The following is a 16,195-nucleotide window of genomic DNA, read 5'->3' as shown; positions in this document are numbered from 1 at the left end:
CCGGGCTCGGTGTTCACCGGGAGCCGACGAACTCCCGCAGGTGTGTCACCAGCTCGTCGCGGCGTCCGGAGATGGTCTCCCGGTCGCCGATGAGTCCCACCGCCCCGGCCACGACCCCGTCCTCGACGATCGCCGCCGACACCCCGTCGCCGTCCGGGGAAGCACTCGGCGAGGCGCAGATCCCGGTGTCGCGGATCTCGGGCAGCGCGGCGAGGAACGCCTCGACCCAGGGCTGGTCGTCGGGCCCGAGCTCGCGGAGATGGCCCCACAGGTCGCGCTTGTCCATCGCCGCGAGCAGTACCCAGCCGCCGGAGTTGCGGATCGGCGGGCGGCGCAGGTGGTTCTCGGCGAGGTAGGCGAACCGGGGGTCGTCGGAGGCGTGGTCGAGGTAGAACACGTCCCCGCCCACCACCACGGACAGGACGGCGGTGAGCCCGGTGGCGCGGTGCAGCGCCACCAGGTCGTCGTGGGTCACCGAGGACAGCGGCGGGCGCCCGGCGATCCGGTTGAGCAGGTAGGTGGCGCCGCCCAGCACGTAGCGGCGGTCGCGGCGGTTCAGGTACCCGGTGGCGACGAGCCCGTTGACCAGGCCCTGGGTCGAGCTCAGCGCCGCGTCGAGGGATCCGGCGAGCTCACTGAGCGTGCACCCGCCGTCGGACCGGGCCACCACCTCGAGGATGGCGGCGATCCGGTCCACGGTCCGGTGGTGGCCGTTCCCGCGCCGGTGCGTGCCCTCGTCGTCGCCCACCGGTGTACGTCTAGCAGGCGGGCCGGCGGCGGGGCAGACCCGGGCCGGGTCCGGAACGGATCAGCGGTTGCGCCAGACGGGGTCGCGCTTCTCGCGGAAGGCCGCCGCGCCCTCCCGGGCGTCCTCCGAGGACCGGACCGGCTCGGTGATCTCCCGCTGCCGCTCGAACGCCTCGGCCGAACTCCAGTCGTCGGCCCGGGTGAGCACCGCCTTGGTGGCCCGCACCGCCAGCGGACCGTTGCGGGCGATCGCGCCGGCCAGCTCGAGCGCGGCGTCCAGCGCACCGCCCGGATCGGTCAGCCGGTTGACCAGGTGCACCTCGTGCGCACGCGACGCCGGGACGATCGCACCGGTCAGCGCCCACTCGGTCGCCAGCTGGCGGGGCACCCGGCGGGGGAGCCGCAGCAGCCCGCCGCCGGCGGCCACCAGGCCGCGCCGGACCTCCGGCAGCCCGAACTTGGCGTCCGAGGCGGCGACGATCAGGTCGCAGGCGAGCGCGATCTCGAACCCGCCCGCCACCGCCGCACCTTCGACGGCGGCGATCATGGGCTTGGCCGGCGGCTGCTCGACGATCCCGGCGAAGCCGCGCCCGGGCACCGACGGCCGCTCCCCGGCCAGGAACGCCTTGAGGTCCATCCCGGCGCAGAACGTGCCACCGGCCCCGGTCAGCACCCCGGCCACCAGATCGTCGCGCCGCTCCAGCTCGTCGATCGCCGCGGCGATCGCGGTGGCGGTCGCGGTGTCGATGGCGTTGCGCACCTCGGGCCGGTCGATCGTGATGATCCGGACGCCGCCCAGGTCCTCGATCCGGACCGGGGTCGTCGTCGGGGCGCTCACTTCGCCGCCATCCGGATCGCGCCGTCGAGCCGGACGGTCTCGCCGTTCATCATCGGGTTGTCGACGATGTGGTGGGCCAGCGCCGCGAACTCGTCCGGCCGGCCGAGCCGCTTCGGGTGCGGGGTCTGCGCGGCCAGCTTGTCGAGCACCTCGTCCGGGAACCGGGACAGGATCGGGGTGTCGAACGTGCCCGGCGCGATCGAGCACACCCGGACCAGCTTGCGGGCGAGGTCCCGCGCGGCGACCAGCGTCATGCCCACCACCCCGGCCTTGGCCGAGGCGTAGGGGATCTGGCCGATCTGGCCCTCCCACGCGGCGACCGACGCGGTGAGCACGCACACCCCGCGCTCGCCGTCGACGGGCTCGTTCGCGACCATCCGGGCCGCGGCCCGGCTCAGCACGGTGAACGTGCCGACCAGGTTGATCCGCACGATCTCCTCGTAGAGCTCCAGCGAGCCCGGGCTCCCGTCGCGCTCGACGACCCGCACCGTCCCGCCGCGGCCCGCGCAGTGCACGAGCGCGCGGACCGGGGCGAGCCCGGTGGCGGTGTCGAGCGCCGCGTCGACGGCGATCGGGTCGGTCACGTCGGCCGGGGCGAATACGGCGAGCTCGCCGAGCCCCGTGGCCACCTTCTCGCCGTCGGAGGTGGGCAGGTCGACCAGGACGGTCGGCACGCCGCGCTCGACGAACCGGCGCACGGTCGCCAGCCCGAGTCCGGACGCTCCGCCGGTGACGACGGCGGAGGCGTTCTGCAGGTCCATGACGCTCCTTCTCGCTGTTGTCTGCGTGACCGGCGCGGCTCAGCCGAGCCGTTCGAGCACGGTCGCGTTGGCCATGCCGCCGGCCTCGCACATCGTCTGCAGGCCGTAGCGCCCGCCGGTGCGGTCGAGGTGGCCGAGCAGCGTCGTCATCAGGCGGACGCCGGACGCGCCGAGCGGGTGGCCCAGGGCGATCGCGCCGCCGAGCGGGTTGAGCTGGTCGTCGGTGCCGCCGATCTCGCGCTGCCAGGCGATCGGCACCGGCGCGAACGCCTCGTTGACCTCGACCGCAGCCATGTCGGCGATCCCGAGGCCGGCCCGGTCGAGCACGGCACGGGTGGCCGGGATGGGGCCGGTGAGCATCAGCGTCGGGTCGTCGCCGACGACCGCGCTCGCGACGACCCGCGCCCGCGGCCGCAGCCCGAGTGCCGCCGCCCGCTCCTCGCTCATCACCAGCACGGCGGCGGCCCCGTCGCTGATCTGCGACGAGTTGCCCGCGGTGACGACCCACTCGTGGCCGGGCATCCTCTCGGCGTGCCGGCCGGTGGCGAACGCCGGGGACAGGCCGGCGAGCTTCTCGACGGTCGTGCCGGGACGGATCGTCTCGTCGGCGGTGACGGCGTCCCCGGCCGGGGTGGTGACCGGGACGATCTCGGCATCGAACAGGCCCGCGTCGCGGGCGTGGGCGGCGCGGGCGTGCGAGCGGGCCGAGTAGGCGTCGAGCTCGGCGCGGTCGAGCTTCCAGCGGGCCGCCACCAGCTCGGCGGCGACGCCCTGACCGACCAGATCGGGGAACCGGGCCCGCACACCGGGACCGTGCGGGTCGGCGTCGCCCCGGGCCGAGCCCATCGGCACCCGGCTCATCGACTCGACGCCCGCGGCGATCACGACGTCCTGCACTCCGGCGGCCACGGCCTGCACGGCGAAGTCCACGGCCTGCTGCCCGGACCCGCACTTGCGCTCGACCGTCACCGACGGGACGTGCACCGGGAAGCCTGCCGAGAGCACGGCCTGCCTGCCGGGCGTCGCCGACTGCTCCCCGTTGCCGCCGACGCAGCCGACGATCACGTCCTCGACGGTCCCGGGGTCGATCCCGGTGCGGTCCACCAGGCCCCGCAGCACCTGCGCGAGGAGATCGACCGGGTGGATCCCGGCGAGCGCTCCGCCGGCCTTGCCCCTGCCGACGGCCGAGCGTACGGCGTCGACGATGACGGCCCGCCCCATACAGGACTCCAATCCCTTATGATGATTCGAACGAACACTCTTGCACTTCGACGCCGTCCGGAGCAAGCTCTCCCCAGAGAACCTGATGATGGTTGGAATGAACCGGATGCGCCAGCCGCGCAGGCGCGGGAGTTCCGGCCTCGACCCCCGACGAGAGGAAGCATCGTGTCCGGATTCGACGACCTCGATGCCGCGGTCATCGCCGGCCCTGCCGACGGGGCCGGAGCGCCCCGGGCCGGGCGGGTGACCGGATGACCCGCGTCTACGAGGGGTTCACGACGACCTTCGCGGATCCCGCGGACTGGTCGCTCCCGGCGGTCCTGCGCCACCACGCCTCCGCCACCCCGGACGCCACCTTCCTGATGGTCCCCACCGAGGACCGCGAGTGGACCTACGGCGAGTCGCTGGCCTCGGCGGAACGGATCGCGGGGGCCCTGCACGACGCCGGGGCCCGGGCCGGCGACCGCCTGGTGCTCATGGCGGTGAACTCGTCGCGGTTCGTCCGCAGCTACCTCGGCGCCGCGGTCGGCGGCCTGGTCGAGGTGCCGGTCAACACCAACTACGAGGGCGAGTTCCTGCGCCACCAGGTACAGACCGTCGAGGCCCGGTTCGCCGTGATCGACGACGTGCAGGCCGAGCGCTTCGTCGCGATCGCCGAGCACGCCCGCGGGATCGAGAAGTTCTGGGTGATCGACACCGGCGGCGGGGACGCGGCGATCGCGCTGCTGCGCGCGCACGGCTGGGCGGCCGAGCCCTGGGACGTCCTCGAGGAGGGCACGCCGCGCGAGCTGCCCGCACCGCGCGCCCAGGACCTCGGCGCGGTGTTCTTCACCTCGGGGACCACCGGGCCGTCGAAGGGTGTGGCGATGCCGCACTCGCAGCTGTACTTCTTCGCCGAGATCGTGGTGAACCTGACCCGGCTGACCAGCGCCGACACCTACCTGACCACGACCCCGCTGTTCCACGGCAACGCCCAGTTCATGGCCGTCTTCCCGGCGCTGGTGGCCGGCGGCCGGGCGGTGGTGCGGCCGAAGTTCAGCGCCAGCCGCTGGATCGACCACGTCCGCGAGTCCGGCGTGACGGTCACCAACTTCGTCGGCGTCATGATGGACTTCGTCTGGAAGCAGCCGCCCCGCGACGACGACGCCGACAACACCCTGCGCTGCGTCTACGCCGCGCCGACGGCGAGCAGCATCGTCGACGGGTTCCGCACGCGGTTCGGCATCGAGGCCTTCGTCGACGCCTTCGGGCTCACCGAGACCTGCGCGCCGATCATGTCGCCGTACGGCGAGGAGCGCCCGCCGGGCGCGGCCGGCCTGGCGAACGCCGACTGGTTCGACATCCGGCTCGTCGACCCGGAGACCGACCGCGAGGTGCCGGTCGGCGAGATCGGTGAGCTCGTCGTCCGCCCGGTGCGGCCGTGGACCTGCTCCGGCGGCTACTTCAACATGCCGGAGAAGACCGTCGAGGCCTGGCGCAACCTCTGGTTCCACACCGGCGACGCGCTGCGCCGCGACGACGAGGGCTGGTTCTACTTCGTCGACCGCTACAAGGACGCGCTGCGTCGGCGCGGCGAGAACATCAGCTCCTACGAGGTCGAGCAGGGCGTGCTCGCGCACCCCGCCGTCGTCGAGTGCGCGGTGATCGGCGTGCCGGCCGGTATCGAGGCCGGTGAGGACGAGGTGATGGCCGTCGTCGTCGCCGACGGCGCGGCGGACCCGGCCGAGATCCTCGACTGGTGCCGTGGCCGGATTCCGGAGTTCGCCGTGCCGCGATTCGTCCGTCTGGTCGACGCGCTGCCCAAGACGCCGTCCGAGAAGGTCCGCAAGGCGGCCCTGCGCGACGACGGCATCACCACCGACACCTTCGACCGGCAGGCCGGTCCCACACCGACGCAGGGGAGGGCCGATGGACTTCGGCGCTGACACCACTCACGACGACATCCGCGCGGCCGTCCGCGCGCTGTGCGCGAAGTTCCCGGACGACTACTGGGCCGAGCACGACGACAGCCAGGAGTTCCCCTGGGAGTTCTACGACGCCGTCGTGCAGGGGGGCTGGCTCGGCCTGACCGTGCCCGAGGAGTACGGCGGCGGCGGACTGGGTGTCACCGAGGCCGCGATCGTCGAGCAGGAGATCGCCGCCTCCGGCGCCGGGATGGGCGGCTGCAGCGCCGTCCACATCGGCATTTTCGGCTTCGAGTCGATCATCAAGCACGGCAGCGAGGACCTGAAGCAGCGGTTCCTGCCCCGGCTCGTCGCCGGTGACCTGCACGTGTCGTTCGCCGTCACCGAGCCCGACGCCGGGACCGACACCACCACCATCTCGACGTTCGCGACCAAGGTCGACGGCGGCTGGTCGATCTCCGGCAAGAAGGTCTGGATCACCAAGGCGCAGGAGGCCGAGCGGCTGATCATCCTGTGCCGCACGGCGCCCCGTTCGGCGAGCCCGAAGCGCACCGACGGGATGACGCTGTTCTTCGCGCCGATGGACCGCGACCGGGTCACCATCCGCAAGATCCCGAAGATGGGCCGCAACGCCGTCGACACCAACGAGCTGTTCATCGACGAGCTCTTCGTCCCGGATTCCGACGTGATCGGCGAGGTCGGCAACGGCTTCCGCACGATCCTGGCCGGGCTCAACGCCGAGCGGGTCATCTCGGCGAACGCCGCGATCGGCATCGGCCGGGCCGCGGTGCGCCGGGCGACCACCTACGCCCAGGAGCGGGTCGTGTTCGGCCGTCCCATCGGGCAGAACCAGGCGATCGCGCACCCGCTCGCCAAGGCCCTGGTCCAGCTCGACGCCGCCGACCTGGTCTGCCAGAAGGCGGCCTGGCTGATCGACAACGGGCTGCCGGCCGGCAAGGAGGCCAACGAGGCGAAGTACCTGGCCGCCGAGGCCGGCTTCTTCGCCGCCGACTCCGCGCTCGGCGCGCACGGCGGCTACGGGTACTCGAAGGAGTACCACGTGGAGCGCTACTTCCGGGAGTCGCGGCTGATGCGGATCGCGCCGATCAGTCAGGAGATGGTGCTCAACTACGTCGCCGAGCACGTGCTCGGGCTGCCGAGGAGCTACTGATGCGGCCCTACCGGTCGGTGCTGTTCCTGCCCGGGCACCGGCCGTCCTGGGTGGACAAGGCCGTCGCGGCCGGCGCCGACGCGATCGTGCTCGACCTCGAGGACTCGGTGCCCGAGGCCGAGAAGGCCGGTGCGCGCACCACCGTCGCGGAGTCGATCACCAGGCTACGGGAGCGCGACACCGACATCGGGGTGTTCGTGCGGGTCAACCCGCTGCACACGAGGCTGACCGGCGGCGATCTGGAGGCCGTGGTCGTCCCCGGGCTGACCGGGGTGTTCGCCCCGAAGATCGAGACCGCGTCGGACGTCCTGCGCTACGACGCGCTGCTCGACCACTTCGAGACCCGCAACGGGGCGTCCGGGCTGGAGTACATCGTCCCGGTCGAGACGGTCCCGGCGATCCAGAACTGCCGCGAGATCATCGGCGCCTCCCCGCGGGTCGGAGCCATGATCGGCCCCACCGCCGAGCACGCCGACATCGCCCGTGCGGTCGGCTACGAGTGGACCCCGGAGGGCACCGAGACCCTCTACCACCGCAGCCGGATCCTGCTCGCCTGCCGGGAGGCCGGCATCCACGCACTGACCGGGCTGTGGGAGGCGCTGTCCGATCTCGACGGGCTGCGCGAGTTCGCGCGTCGCGGCCGCGGGCTCGGCTTCCGCGGCATGATCGCGATCCACCCCAGCCACGTCGGCGTCGTCAACGAGGTGTTCAGCCCGTCCGAGGCGGACATCGACTTCCACCGGGGCCTGGTCGAGGCGTACGAGAAGGCAGCCGCCGACGGCACCGGTGCCCTGCGCTACCGCGGGGTGCACATCGACAAGGCGCACTACGACAAGGCCGTCGAGTGGCTGGAGCGAGCCGCCGCGACCCCGGCCGGAGGTTCTTCATGAGCACGGACACCACCAGCGCCACCGGCACCCCCGCGGCCCGCCCGCCGATGCGGGGCCTCTACTTCGAGGAGTTCGAGGTCGGCGCGGAGTACAAGCACGCCTTCACCCGGACCATCACCGAGATGGACAACGTCATGTTCACCTCGCTGACGATGAACCTGGCGCCGCTGCACCTCGACGAGGAGTACGCGAAGACCACCATCCACGGGCGCCGGGTGCTGAACAGCCTGTTCACCGTCGCCCTGATCGGCGCCTTCCACGTGCCCGAGCTGACCATGCGCACCACGCTGGGCAACCTCGGCTACGAGAAGATCGTGTTCCCGCACCCGGTCTTCCACGGCGACACCCTGCGCGGCGAGACGACGATCCTGGACAAGCGGGAGTCGAGGAGCCGCACCGACTCGGGGATCGTCTGGTTCGAGCACCGCGGCTACAACCAGGACGACGTGCTGATCCTGAGCTGCCACCGGACCGGGCTGATGCTGAAGCGTCCCGCCGGGGAACCGGACCCGGCGTGAGCCTCCACGACTCTCTCGACCCCCGACACATCCGATGGCGCGTGGAGAAGGGACGAACCACATGACGGACACCTCGCGGGGCCCGCTGGCCGGAGTGCGCGTTCTCGAGCTGGGGGCGGGTTACGCCGCCCCGACCGCCGGGCGCATGCTGCGCGACTTCGGCGCCGACGTCGTGAAGGTGGAGGACCCGGGCGGCGGCGACTACGCCCGCCAGTGGGTCCCGCAGAAGGACGGCCTGTCGCTCGGCTTCTGCCGGCTCAACGCCGGCAAGCGCTCGGTCGGTGTCGACCTGCGCACCGCGGAGGGCCGCGCGCTGGTGCACCGGATGGCGGCGCACTTCGACGTCGTCGTCGAGTCGTTCCGCCCGGGCCGGCTCGAGGAGTGGGGCCTCGGGTACGCCGAGCTCAGTGCCGACAACCCGGGTCTGGTGCTCGCCCGGGTCTCCGGCTTCGGGCAGACCGGGCCCTACAGCAGCCGGCCGGGCTTCGGCACGGTCGCCGAGACGGCGAGCGGCTTCGCCCACATCAACGGCTGGCCGGAGCTGCCCCCGACCTCGCCGCCGTTCGGCTTCGCCGACTCCATCGCCGGGATCTCCGCGGCGATGGGGGTCGGCATGACGCTGTTCCAGCGGGCCACGACCGGTCGCGGCGGCGTCGTCGACGTCGCGCTCTACGAGCCGCTGATGTTCATCGTCGGCGACATGCTGCTGAAGTACTCCGGGCTGGGGGAGGTGCAGGGCCGGATCGGCAACGCCACCGGCGCGGCCTCACCGCGCGGGATCTACGAGTGCGCCGACGGCAAGTTCCTCTCGATCGCCGCGTCGAACCAGGCCATAGCGATGCGGTTGTTCCGCGCGATGGACGCGCCCGAGCTGGCCGACGACCCCCGGTTCGCGACGGGCGTGGCCCGGCTGGAGAACAACGAGCTCGTCCAGGACCGGGTCCGGACCTGGGTGCGGTCGAGGAACCGGGCCGAGATCCTCGCGGTGCTGGAGGACCACGAGGTCGTCTGCGCGCCGGTGAACGACGCCGCCGACATCATCGACGACCCGCACTTCCGGGAGCGCACGCTGGTCGGGCTCGGGCAGGGCCTCGGCTCGCTGGTCATGCCCGGGCCGATCCTGCACGTCGACGGCTACGCCGGTCCCGCCTACGACGGCGTGCCCGGGATCGGGGAGCACACCGGCGAGGTGCTCGCCGAGCTGGGGCTGCCGGCCGGCGCGGCCGTCGAGGTCGGCTGAGGGCTCCGCGGCCGGCGCCGGTGATCCCGGCGCCGGCCGCGCGATCAGGGTTGCCCGCCGTCGACCGTGACCACGGTGCCGGTGGTGAAGCTGGATGCCGACGAGGCCAGGTAGAGCGCGGTCCCGACGATCTCGTCCGGCCGGCCGCCCCGGCCCAGCGCGAACGTGCCCGCCCGCCGGGCGAACGCCTCGGAGTCCCACGCCGCGCTCACGTCGGTCAGGAACGTCCCGGCCATGATCGCGTTGACCCGCACCGACGGCCCGAAGGCGTGCGCGAGGCCGACGGTGGTCGCGTTGAGGCCCGCCTTGGCCGCGGCGTAGGGCACCACCGAGGCGCGCGGCCGCACCGCCGCCGCGCTCGAGATGTTGATGATGGACCCGCCGCCGGCGGCGGCCATCCGGGCCCCGGCGAGGGCCGCGAGCCGGAACGGCCCCTTGAGGTTGACCGCGAGGACCTTGTCGAACAGCTCCTCGGAGACGGAGTCGACGGTGTCGTAGAGCGGGGACATCCCGGCGTTGTTGACCAGCACGTCGAGCCGGCCGAACCGGGCGTACACGGCGTCGAGCAACGGTTCGAGCTCGTCCCACCGGCCGACGTGCGCGGCCAGCGGCAGGGCCGTGCGACCGGTGTCCCGCTCGACCTCGGCCGCGGCCTGCTCGCAGCTGTCGAGCTTGCGGCTGGCGATGACGACGTCGGCGCCGGCGCGGGCCAGCCCGTCCACCATCGCCCGGCCGAGACCCCGGCTGCCGCCGGTGACCAGGGCGACCTTCCCCGTCAGGTCGAACGCCTGCTTCGGATCGAACACCGCGCACCTCCGGCACCGGCCGCCATTGACCGATGGAGTCGAATACCTGAAAATAGTTATACTGAATATCGCATGGCCGCCGCCCGGTGGCCAGAGGAGGGTGAGATGGCCGACGACGATGCCGACCGCACGCTGTCCTTCGAGCTCCCGGACCGGTACCGGGTCCTCCAGGACGAGGCCCGCGCGATGGCCGCGAGCGTGCGGGACGTCGCCGCGCGCGCGGACGAGGCCGACGAGTTCGACCCGGACGTCCGGGAGCGGCTCGCCGCGAGCGGGCTGGTGTCGGTCGTCGTGCCGGGTGCCTACGGCGGCCGGTTCGACGAGGTCGACTCGCTGGCGGTGACCGTGGTGCGGGAGGCCTTCGCGGCCGAGAGCGCGCACCTCGACTCGATGTTCGGCATGCAGGGCATCGGCAGCTTCGCCATCGCCCGCGGCGGGTCCGCGGAGCTCCGGGAGCACTGGCTGCCGCGGATCGGCCGGCTCGACGCCGTCGGCGCACTGGCACTGACCGAGCCGGGCGTGGGCTCCGATCTGAAGGCGATCTCGGCGACCGTCACCGAGCGCGACGGCGAGCTGCACGTCGACGGGCACAAGTCCTTCATCACCAACGCCGGCGACGCCGACGTCTACAGCGTGCTCTGCAAGGAGGGCCCGGGCTACTCGCTGGTCCTGGTCCCCGCGGACACCCCGGGCGTCCGGGTCGAGAAGCCGCACCAGATCATCGCTCCGCACGTGCTGGGCGACGTCGTGTTCGACGGTGCCCGGGTGCCCGCCGGGTACCGCCTCGGCGCGCCGGGGGAGGGGTTCTCCCTGGTCCTGGCAACGCTGGCGACGTTCCGGGTGTCCGTCGCGGGCGCGGCGGTCGGCCTCGCGGAGGCGGCACTGCGCGAGGCGCTCGGGCACGCGACCGGCCGTGAGCTGTTCGGGACCACGCTGTCCCGCCTCGGCGGTGTCCCGGCCGCCCTGGCCGGGGCCTGGGTGGAGATCGAGGCGTCCCGCGCCCTCACCTACCGGGCGGCGGCCGCGGCCGCCCGCGACCCGCTGGCCAACCTGCACCTCGCGTCGATGGCGAAGGTGTCGGCCACCGAGACCGCCGGCCGGGTCGTCGACTCGGCGGTGCAGATCATGGGGCGGTTCGGCCTGGTCCGGGGATCCACGATCGAGCGTCTCTACCGGGAGGCCCGCCCGATGCGGATCTACGAGGGGTCCACCGAGGTCATCCTCGATTCGCTCGCCAAGCAACTCGTCCGCAGATTCGGGAACTGAGTACGGCGCGGATGATTCGGTCCCGACATCGCCGGCCGGTAAGCTCTGCACCATTATGAGGAATTTAGCGGCGTCGCCGGTTCCGGACCGGCGCGGGGAGAAGGTGTCCTCGCGGGTTGCGCGCGAGATCGTCCGGGACATCGCCGCGCGCGGCCTCGGTGTGGGGGACACCCTGGAGCCCGAGAGCGAGATGATGCAGCGCTACCAGGTCGCGCGGGCGTCGCTGCGCGAGGCGTTGCGCATCCTCGAGGTGCACGGCCTGATCCGGATGAAGCCCGGGCCCGGTGGCGGCCCGATCGTCTCCGAGGTCGACAGCGTCGAGTTCGGCCGGATGATGACGCTGTTCCTGCAGGCCAAGGGCATCCAGTTCAACGAGCTGGTCGAGGCCCGGCTGATCATCGAGCCGCTCGCGGCCCGGCTCGCCGCCGCGCGGCACGACCCCGAGGACAAGGAGGTGCTGCGCCGGATCGTGCAGGACGGGCTGGACGCCGAGGGCGACGAGCAGTGGCTGGCCGCGAGCAACGCGTTCCACGCCACGGTGCTGTCGATGTCGGGCAACGGCCTGATCGACCTGTTCGCCCGCGCGATGAAGGAGATCTTCACCGAACGGGCCTCCGCGGTGTATGTCGCGCGCCGTCGCGGTCATGTCCGTCGTACCCATTCCGATATCGCGGACGCGATCATCGCCGGGGACGCGGACGTCGCGGAGGACCTGATGCGCGCGCACATGGAGGAGTACGCCCGCACGGTCGCCCGCCGCGAGCCGCAGCTCATGGAGGAGATCGTCGACTGGCGGTGAAGGGCTCGCGCCGGCGCAGCGGTCACGCCGCCGGCAGCCCCATGACCCGGGCCAGGCTCCCGCCCAGGACGAGCTGCTCGGCGTCGTCACCGAGCCCCAGCGCGCGGACGGCGGCGATCTCGGCTGCCGGATCGGTCATCGGCCAGTCCGAACCGAACACGACCCGCTCGGCTCCGTGCCGCGAGATGATCCGCTGGGCCGTCTCCGGGCTGACCGAGGCCAGCGACGGCGGCCACGAGGTCTCCAGCACGATCGGCAGCCCGCGCAGCTCCTCCTCGGCCTCGGCGAGCATGTGGTAGCCGCCGAAGTGGCAGGCGACGATCCGCAGGTCCGGGAACGTCGTGACGATCTCGCGGAGCATCGCCGGCGTGCTCAGGTCGTTCACCTCGCCGCTGCCGCCCGCGCCCACATGGGTGATCACCGGGATGTCCGAGCCGAACGCCTCGAACAGCTCCCACAGCCGCGGGTGGCGCAGCCCGAAGCCCTGGAACAGCGGGTGCACCTTGACGCCGTGGATCCCGTTGCGGCGCAGACTGTCGAGGTTCTCCTCGACGCTCAGGTCGACGTGTACCGAGCCCATCGGGGTGAAGAACGAGGGGTCCAGCGAGCCGATGAAGCGGTTCGTGGCGTCGAGGTGCCGGGCCGTGCCGGTGACGCCGAGGGCGAGCGAGCGGTCGACCCCGTTCGCCGTCATCCGCTCGGCCAGCGTGCCGGCCCTGCCGTCGTCGACCGCCGACAGGCCCGGCAGCCGGTTGCCGGCGAGCGCCTTCTCGGCGATCGCGTCCGGCCACACGTGGGCGTGCGCATCGATGATCATGTCGTCCTCCGCGATACGGGTGCCGCCGCGACCTCGCGGCGACCAGTCACTCATGATGGTTATAACAGTTTCTCTTGCGTGTCCACCCTGCGGAGGTCCAGACTCGGTGCGGAGCAACCAGTCGAGCCCGTCCCGGGAACGCCCGGGCGTCGAAGGAGACGAGAGCATGGTCGGAGTCGGTCTGCTGCTGAGCGACGCACCGCGCTCGGTGCCGCCGGAACAGCAGTTCCAGGACATCCTGCGCATCGTCGGCGAGGCCGAGCAGAACGGCTTCGACCACATCGCGATCGGACAGCACTTCCTCTACGGCGACCTCCGCTGGCTGCAGCCGGTACCGCTGCTGGCCCGGCTCGCCGCGCACGTCGGACCGGACACCAGGCTCGTCACCCAGATCATGATCGGCCCGCTGTACCACCCCGTGATGCTTGCCGAGGAGATCGCGACGCTCGACATCGTGACCGAGGGTCGGCTGATCTTCGGCGTCGGTGTGGGCTACAAGTCCGACGAGTTCGACAACCTCGGCGTCCCGTTCTCCGAGCGCGGGTCGCGGCTGAACGAGATGCTCGAGCTGATGCCCCGGCTCTGGACCGAGGACGTCGTCAGCCACCACGGCACGCACTGGGACCTCGACGGGGTCGAGCCGCACCTCCGCCCGGTGCAGCGGCCGCACCCGCCGATCTGGGTCGGCGCGCACGCCATGGCGGGCGTCCGCCGGGCCGGCCGGTTCGCCGACGGCTACGCGGTGCCCCCCGGGACCCCGCCGGCCGAGGTCGCCCGGCGCTACCGGGTGGTGCGCGACCTGTTCGCCGAGCGCGGTAAGCCGTTCGGCCCCCAGCCGCTGCGACGCAACATCATGATCGCCGACTCGAAGGAGGCGGCGGTCAGCGAGTACGCGCGGGTGGCGCAGAGCCGCTACATCTCCTACGCCCAGCGCGGGCACGAGCTCTACGACGCGGAGAAGATGCGGGAGGAGTTCGCCGAGTCCATCAAGGGCCACGTCGTGCTGGGGAACCCGGACGACGTCGTCGCCGAGCTCACCGAGCTGGTGACCACGCTCCCGGTCAGCCCGCTGCTCGTCCGCCCGCAGTGGCCCACGATGGACGCGGAAGAGACGGTCGCGGTGATCCGCCGGATGGGGCGCGACCTGCTCCCCTCGATCCTCCCGCTCCCCGCGCGCAGCGAGATCCCCGAGCACCTCGGCGCACCCGCCGAGGAGGCGGGTGCCGGGCGATGACCGACGCGCAGCCACCGGTCGCCCCACCGTCGGCCGCCCCGCCGTCGACGGCCCGGCCGGAGGACACCGAGGCGGCCCGGCGGCTCCTGCACCGCTACGCCCGGGCGGTCGACGGCCGGGACGAGGCGATGCTGGCCTCGGTCCTGGCTCCCGACGCCGTCCTGCACCGCGCCGACGGCCCGCGGACCGGCCGCGCGGAGGTGCTCTCGTTCTACCGCTCGGTGTTCGACGGGCCCACGGTCTGGAGCGCCCACCTGGTCACCAACGTCGATGCGGATCCCGTGCCGGACGGGCTGGCCGTGACGGCCCTCTTCCAGGCCGTCTCCCGCACCGCGACGGAGGGCCGGGTGATCTACGGCGAGTACCGGAACCTGCTCGGCCGGGACGGCGACGGGTTGCGGATCCAGGAGATGACCATCGAGATTCAGCAGATCTTCCCTCTGGAGGTGTCCGGTGCCTGAGCCGGCAGCAGTCGTGGTGACCGGAGCGGGGCAGGGGCTCGGGGCGGCCATCGCCGCCCGGTTCGCCGAGTCCGGCCATCCGGTCGTCGGTCTCGACCTGGACGGCGACCGGCTCGCCGGGACCCTCGCCTCCTGGAAGGGGTCGGGGCACCACGCCGTCGCCGGCGACGCCGCCTCCGCCGAGGACGTCGGCCGCGCCTGCGAGCTGGCCGCGGGCACCCCCGGCGGACTCGGCACCTTCGTGGTCAACGCCGGGCACGCCAAGGCCGGCCCGTCGGTGGACTACCCGGTCGCGGACTGGGACGCGATGCTGCGCGTGCACCTCACCGGCGCCATGGTCGGCGCCCAGCAGGCGGCCGCGCGGATGCCCGACGGCGGCGCGCTGGTGATGATGTCGTCGCTGAACGGGCTGTTCGGGTTCCCCGGGCGCACCGCCTACGGCGCGGCGAAGGCAGGGGTGGCGGGCCTGGTCCGCGGGCTGGCCGCGGAGTGGGCACAGCGCGGGGTGCGGGTCAACGCCATCGCACCCGGCTCGATCCTGACCGAGCTGTCCCGGGACTTCCTGCGCCGCGGAGTGATCGACGAGGAGGCCTTCATGCAGCGGATCCCGATGAAGCGGTTCGGGCAGCCGTCCGAGGTGGCCGAGCTGGTGTACTTCCTCGGGACCCCGCTGGCCTCCTACATCACCGGCGTGGTCGTCCCGATCGACGGCGGTTGGACGGCCCAGGGGATCGAGGCATGACCGGCTCGTCGTCCCCCTCTGATGTGCTGGTCGAGGAACGCGGTGACGTCCGCTGGATCCGGCTGAACCGGCCCGAGCGGCGCAACGCGTTCGACCCGGCCATGTCCGCAGCGATCACCGCGGCGGTCGAGGAGTCCGCCGACCGGCGCGCGGTGGTGATCACCGGGTCGGGCGGCAGCTTCTGCGCCGGGGGAGCGCTGCAGAACCTGAGCATGCCGACCGTGGGGGAGATGCGCGGCCTCTACCAGAACTCGCTGCGCATGTTCGACGCGATCCGCAGCTGCCCGCGTCCGGTGATCGCCGCGGTGAACGGGGCGGCGGCGGGCGGCGGGAACGAGCTCGTCGTCGCGTGCGACCTGGCCATCGCCGCGCGCTCGGCGACCTTCGGCCAGACCGGGCCGAAGGTCGGCAGCTCACCGGTCACCGGGGCGACCAACGTGATGGGTGTGCAGATCGGTGAGAAGAGGGCCAAGGAGCTGGCCATGCTCTGCCGCCGTTACCCGGCCGAGGAGGCCGAGCGGATGGGCCTGGTCAACGCCGTCGTCGACGACGACCAGCTGGAGTCCACGGTGGAGGCCTGGTGCGCGGAGCTGGCCCGGCTCAGCCCGCGCTACCTGGAGATCACCAAGGTCAGTTCCAACATCTGGTGGAACTCCGCGCGCGACTCGTTCAGCACCGGGCTCGGGATGCTGGTGCAGGCCGTCGGGAGCCCGGACATGGTCGAGGGCGCGACCGCCTTCCTGGACAAGCGCCGCCCGGAGTTCCCACCGCCGGAGTGAC

General features: G+C 72.6%; 17 protein-coding genes. 11 read left to right on the top strand and 6 right to left on the bottom strand.

Annotation, left to right across the window (positions count from 1 at the left end):
- Positions 1-13: 13 nt before the first annotated feature.
- From WIS52_RS03530 to WIS52_RS03515, 4 genes are read right to left on the bottom strand one after another with little or no spacing between them, the layout of a single operon-like run.
- Positions 14-748, bottom strand: coding sequence for an IclR family transcriptional regulator (locus WIS52_RS03530; RefSeq protein ID WP_349296606.1), 735 nt, complete (start codon positions 746-748; stop codon positions 14-16).
- A 60-nt stretch (positions 749-808) separates the two neighbouring features.
- Complete coding sequence (locus tag WIS52_RS03525; RefSeq protein ID WP_349296605.1) at positions 809-1,585, bottom strand: crotonase/enoyl-CoA hydratase family protein; 777 nt, start codon at positions 1,583-1,585, stop codon at positions 809-811.
- The gene (locus tag WIS52_RS03520) at positions 1,582-2,346 is read right to left on the bottom strand and encodes an SDR family NAD(P)-dependent oxidoreductase (protein ID WP_349296604.1); all 765 of its coding nucleotides are present in this window, start codon (positions 2,344-2,346) and stop codon (positions 1,582-1,584) included. The genes WIS52_RS03525 and WIS52_RS03520 overlap by 4 nt, the downstream gene beginning before the upstream one ends.
- Positions 2,347-2,385: 39 nt before the next feature.
- A complete protein-coding gene (locus WIS52_RS03515; protein ID WP_349296603.1) occupies positions 2,386-3,567 on the bottom strand; it encodes a thiolase family protein in 1,182 nt (393 codons plus the stop codon).
- Between the two features lie 251 nt (positions 3,568-3,818).
- Here WIS52_RS03515 and WIS52_RS03510 point away from each other — a divergent pair, with 251 nt between their 5' ends.
- From WIS52_RS03510 to WIS52_RS03490, 5 genes are all read left to right on the top strand, one after another.
- The gene (locus WIS52_RS03510) at positions 3,819-5,492 is read left to right on the top strand and encodes an AMP-binding protein (RefSeq protein WP_349296602.1); all 1,674 of its coding nucleotides are present in this window, start codon (positions 3,819-3,821) and stop codon (positions 5,490-5,492) included.
- Positions 5,476-6,642, top strand: coding sequence for an acyl-CoA dehydrogenase family protein (locus WIS52_RS03505; protein WP_349296601.1), 1,167 nt, complete (start codon positions 5,476-5,478; stop codon positions 6,640-6,642). Before WIS52_RS03510 ends, WIS52_RS03505 begins: the two co-directional genes overlap by 17 nt.
- Positions 6,642-7,532: an HpcH/HpaI aldolase/citrate lyase family protein gene (locus WIS52_RS03500; protein WP_349296600.1), complete on the top strand. Its 891-nt coding sequence runs from the start codon at positions 6,642-6,644 to the stop codon at positions 7,530-7,532. Before WIS52_RS03505 ends, WIS52_RS03500 begins: the two co-directional genes overlap by 1 nt.
- Entirely contained in the window at positions 7,529-8,050 is a 522-nt protein-coding gene (locus WIS52_RS03495; protein ID WP_349296599.1) for a MaoC family dehydratase, read from the top strand. Before WIS52_RS03500 ends, WIS52_RS03495 begins: the two co-directional genes overlap by 4 nt.
- A 61-nt stretch (positions 8,051-8,111) precedes the next feature.
- Positions 8,112-9,290, top strand: coding sequence for a CaiB/BaiF CoA transferase family protein (locus WIS52_RS03490; protein ID WP_349296598.1), 1,179 nt, complete (start codon positions 8,112-8,114; stop codon positions 9,288-9,290).
- 44 nt (positions 9,291-9,334) lie between these two features.
- On the opposite strand, the gene WIS52_RS03485 is transcribed toward WIS52_RS03490, so the two are convergent.
- Positions 9,335-10,096, bottom strand: a complete 762-nt coding sequence (locus tag WIS52_RS03485) for an SDR family NAD(P)-dependent oxidoreductase (RefSeq protein WP_349296597.1) — start codon at positions 10,094-10,096, stop codon at positions 9,335-9,337.
- Positions 10,097-10,201: 105 nt separating this feature from the next.
- Between WIS52_RS03485 and WIS52_RS03480 the strand changes: the two genes are divergently transcribed.
- Together WIS52_RS03480 and WIS52_RS03475 are read left to right on the top strand one after the other, a co-directional pair.
- The gene (locus WIS52_RS03480) at positions 10,202-11,362 is read left to right on the top strand and encodes an acyl-CoA dehydrogenase family protein (protein WP_349296596.1); all 1,161 of its coding nucleotides are present in this window, start codon (positions 10,202-10,204) and stop codon (positions 11,360-11,362) included.
- Positions 11,363-11,465: 103 nt separating this feature from the next.
- Entirely contained in the window at positions 11,466-12,161 is a 696-nt protein-coding gene (locus tag WIS52_RS03475) for a FadR/GntR family transcriptional regulator (RefSeq protein WP_349296595.1), read from the top strand.
- 22 nt (positions 12,162-12,183) lie between these two features.
- On the opposite strand, the gene WIS52_RS03470 is transcribed toward WIS52_RS03475, so the two are convergent.
- On the bottom strand, positions 12,184-13,032 hold the full coding sequence (locus WIS52_RS03470) for an amidohydrolase family protein (RefSeq protein WP_349296594.1): 849 nt from the start codon (positions 13,030-13,032) through the stop codon (positions 12,184-12,186).
- A 112-nt stretch (positions 13,033-13,144) separates the two neighbouring features.
- Here WIS52_RS03470 and WIS52_RS03465 point away from each other — a divergent pair, with 112 nt between their 5' ends.
- The 4 genes from WIS52_RS03465 to WIS52_RS03450 are packed head-to-tail and all read left to right on the top strand — an operon-like array spanning position 13,145 to position 16,194.
- Entirely contained in the window at positions 13,145-14,212 is a 1,068-nt protein-coding gene (locus WIS52_RS03465) for an LLM class flavin-dependent oxidoreductase (RefSeq protein ID WP_349296593.1), read from the top strand.
- Positions 14,209-14,673 carry a nuclear transport factor 2 family protein gene (locus WIS52_RS03460; RefSeq protein WP_349296592.1) on the top strand — a complete coding sequence of 155 codons (465 nt, stop codon included), beginning with the start codon at positions 14,209-14,211 and terminating at the stop codon, positions 14,671-14,673. The genes WIS52_RS03465 and WIS52_RS03460 overlap by 4 nt, the downstream gene beginning before the upstream one ends.
- Positions 14,666-15,415, top strand: coding sequence for an SDR family NAD(P)-dependent oxidoreductase (locus WIS52_RS03455; RefSeq protein WP_349296591.1), 750 nt, complete (start codon positions 14,666-14,668; stop codon positions 15,413-15,415). The genes WIS52_RS03460 and WIS52_RS03455 overlap by 8 nt, the downstream gene beginning before the upstream one ends.
- Positions 15,412-16,194: an enoyl-CoA hydratase/isomerase family protein gene (locus WIS52_RS03450; RefSeq protein ID WP_349296590.1), complete on the top strand. Its 783-nt coding sequence runs from the start codon at positions 15,412-15,414 to the stop codon at positions 16,192-16,194. The genes WIS52_RS03455 and WIS52_RS03450 overlap by 4 nt, the downstream gene beginning before the upstream one ends.
- The last annotated feature ends 1 nt before the right edge of the window (position 16,195 follow it).

Source organism: Pseudonocardia nematodicida, from assembly GCF_040105385.1.
GTDB classification, from domain to species: domain Bacteria; phylum Actinomycetota; class Actinomycetes; order Mycobacteriales; family Pseudonocardiaceae; genus Pseudonocardia; species Pseudonocardia nematodicida.
Note: the sequence above shows the minus strand (reverse complement) of the source record. Positions and strands in the feature narration are given on the sequence as shown.

Bases quoted from the DNA above. Each gene is read 5' to 3' on its own strand.
- WIS52_RS03480 (WP_349296596.1), top strand. From the start codon at position 10,202: ATGGCCGACGACGATGCCGACCGCACGCTGTCCTTCGAGCTCCCGGAC.
- WIS52_RS03505 (WP_349296601.1), top strand. From the start codon at position 5,476: ATGGACTTCGGCGCTGACACCACTCACGACGACATCCGCGCGGCCGTC.
- WIS52_RS03460 (WP_349296592.1), top strand. From the start codon at position 14,209: ATGACCGACGCGCAGCCACCGGTCGCCCCACCGTCGGCCGCCCCGCCG.
- WIS52_RS03490 (WP_349296598.1), top strand. From the start codon at position 8,112: ATGACGGACACCTCGCGGGGCCCGCTGGCCGGAGTGCGCGTTCTCGAG.
- WIS52_RS03500 (WP_349296600.1), top strand. From the start codon at position 6,642: ATGCGGCCCTACCGGTCGGTGCTGTTCCTGCCCGGGCACCGGCCGTCC.
- WIS52_RS03450 (WP_349296590.1), top strand. From the start codon at position 15,412: ATGACCGGCTCGTCGTCCCCCTCTGATGTGCTGGTCGAGGAACGCGGT.
- WIS52_RS03470 (WP_349296594.1), bottom strand. From the start codon at position 13,032: ATGAGTGACTGGTCGCCGCGAGGTCGCGGCGGCACCCGTATCGCGGAG.
- WIS52_RS03465 (WP_349296593.1), top strand. From the start codon at position 13,145: ATGGTCGGAGTCGGTCTGCTGCTGAGCGACGCACCGCGCTCGGTGCCG.
- WIS52_RS03495 (WP_349296599.1), top strand. From the start codon at position 7,529: ATGAGCACGGACACCACCAGCGCCACCGGCACCCCCGCGGCCCGCCCG.
- WIS52_RS03510 (WP_349296602.1), top strand. From the start codon at position 3,819: ATGACCCGCGTCTACGAGGGGTTCACGACGACCTTCGCGGATCCCGCG.
- WIS52_RS03515 (WP_349296603.1), bottom strand. From the start codon at position 3,567: ATGGGGCGGGCCGTCATCGTCGACGCCGTACGCTCGGCCGTCGGCAGG.
- WIS52_RS03520 (WP_349296604.1), bottom strand. From the start codon at position 2,346: ATGGACCTGCAGAACGCCTCCGCCGTCGTCACCGGCGGAGCGTCCGGA.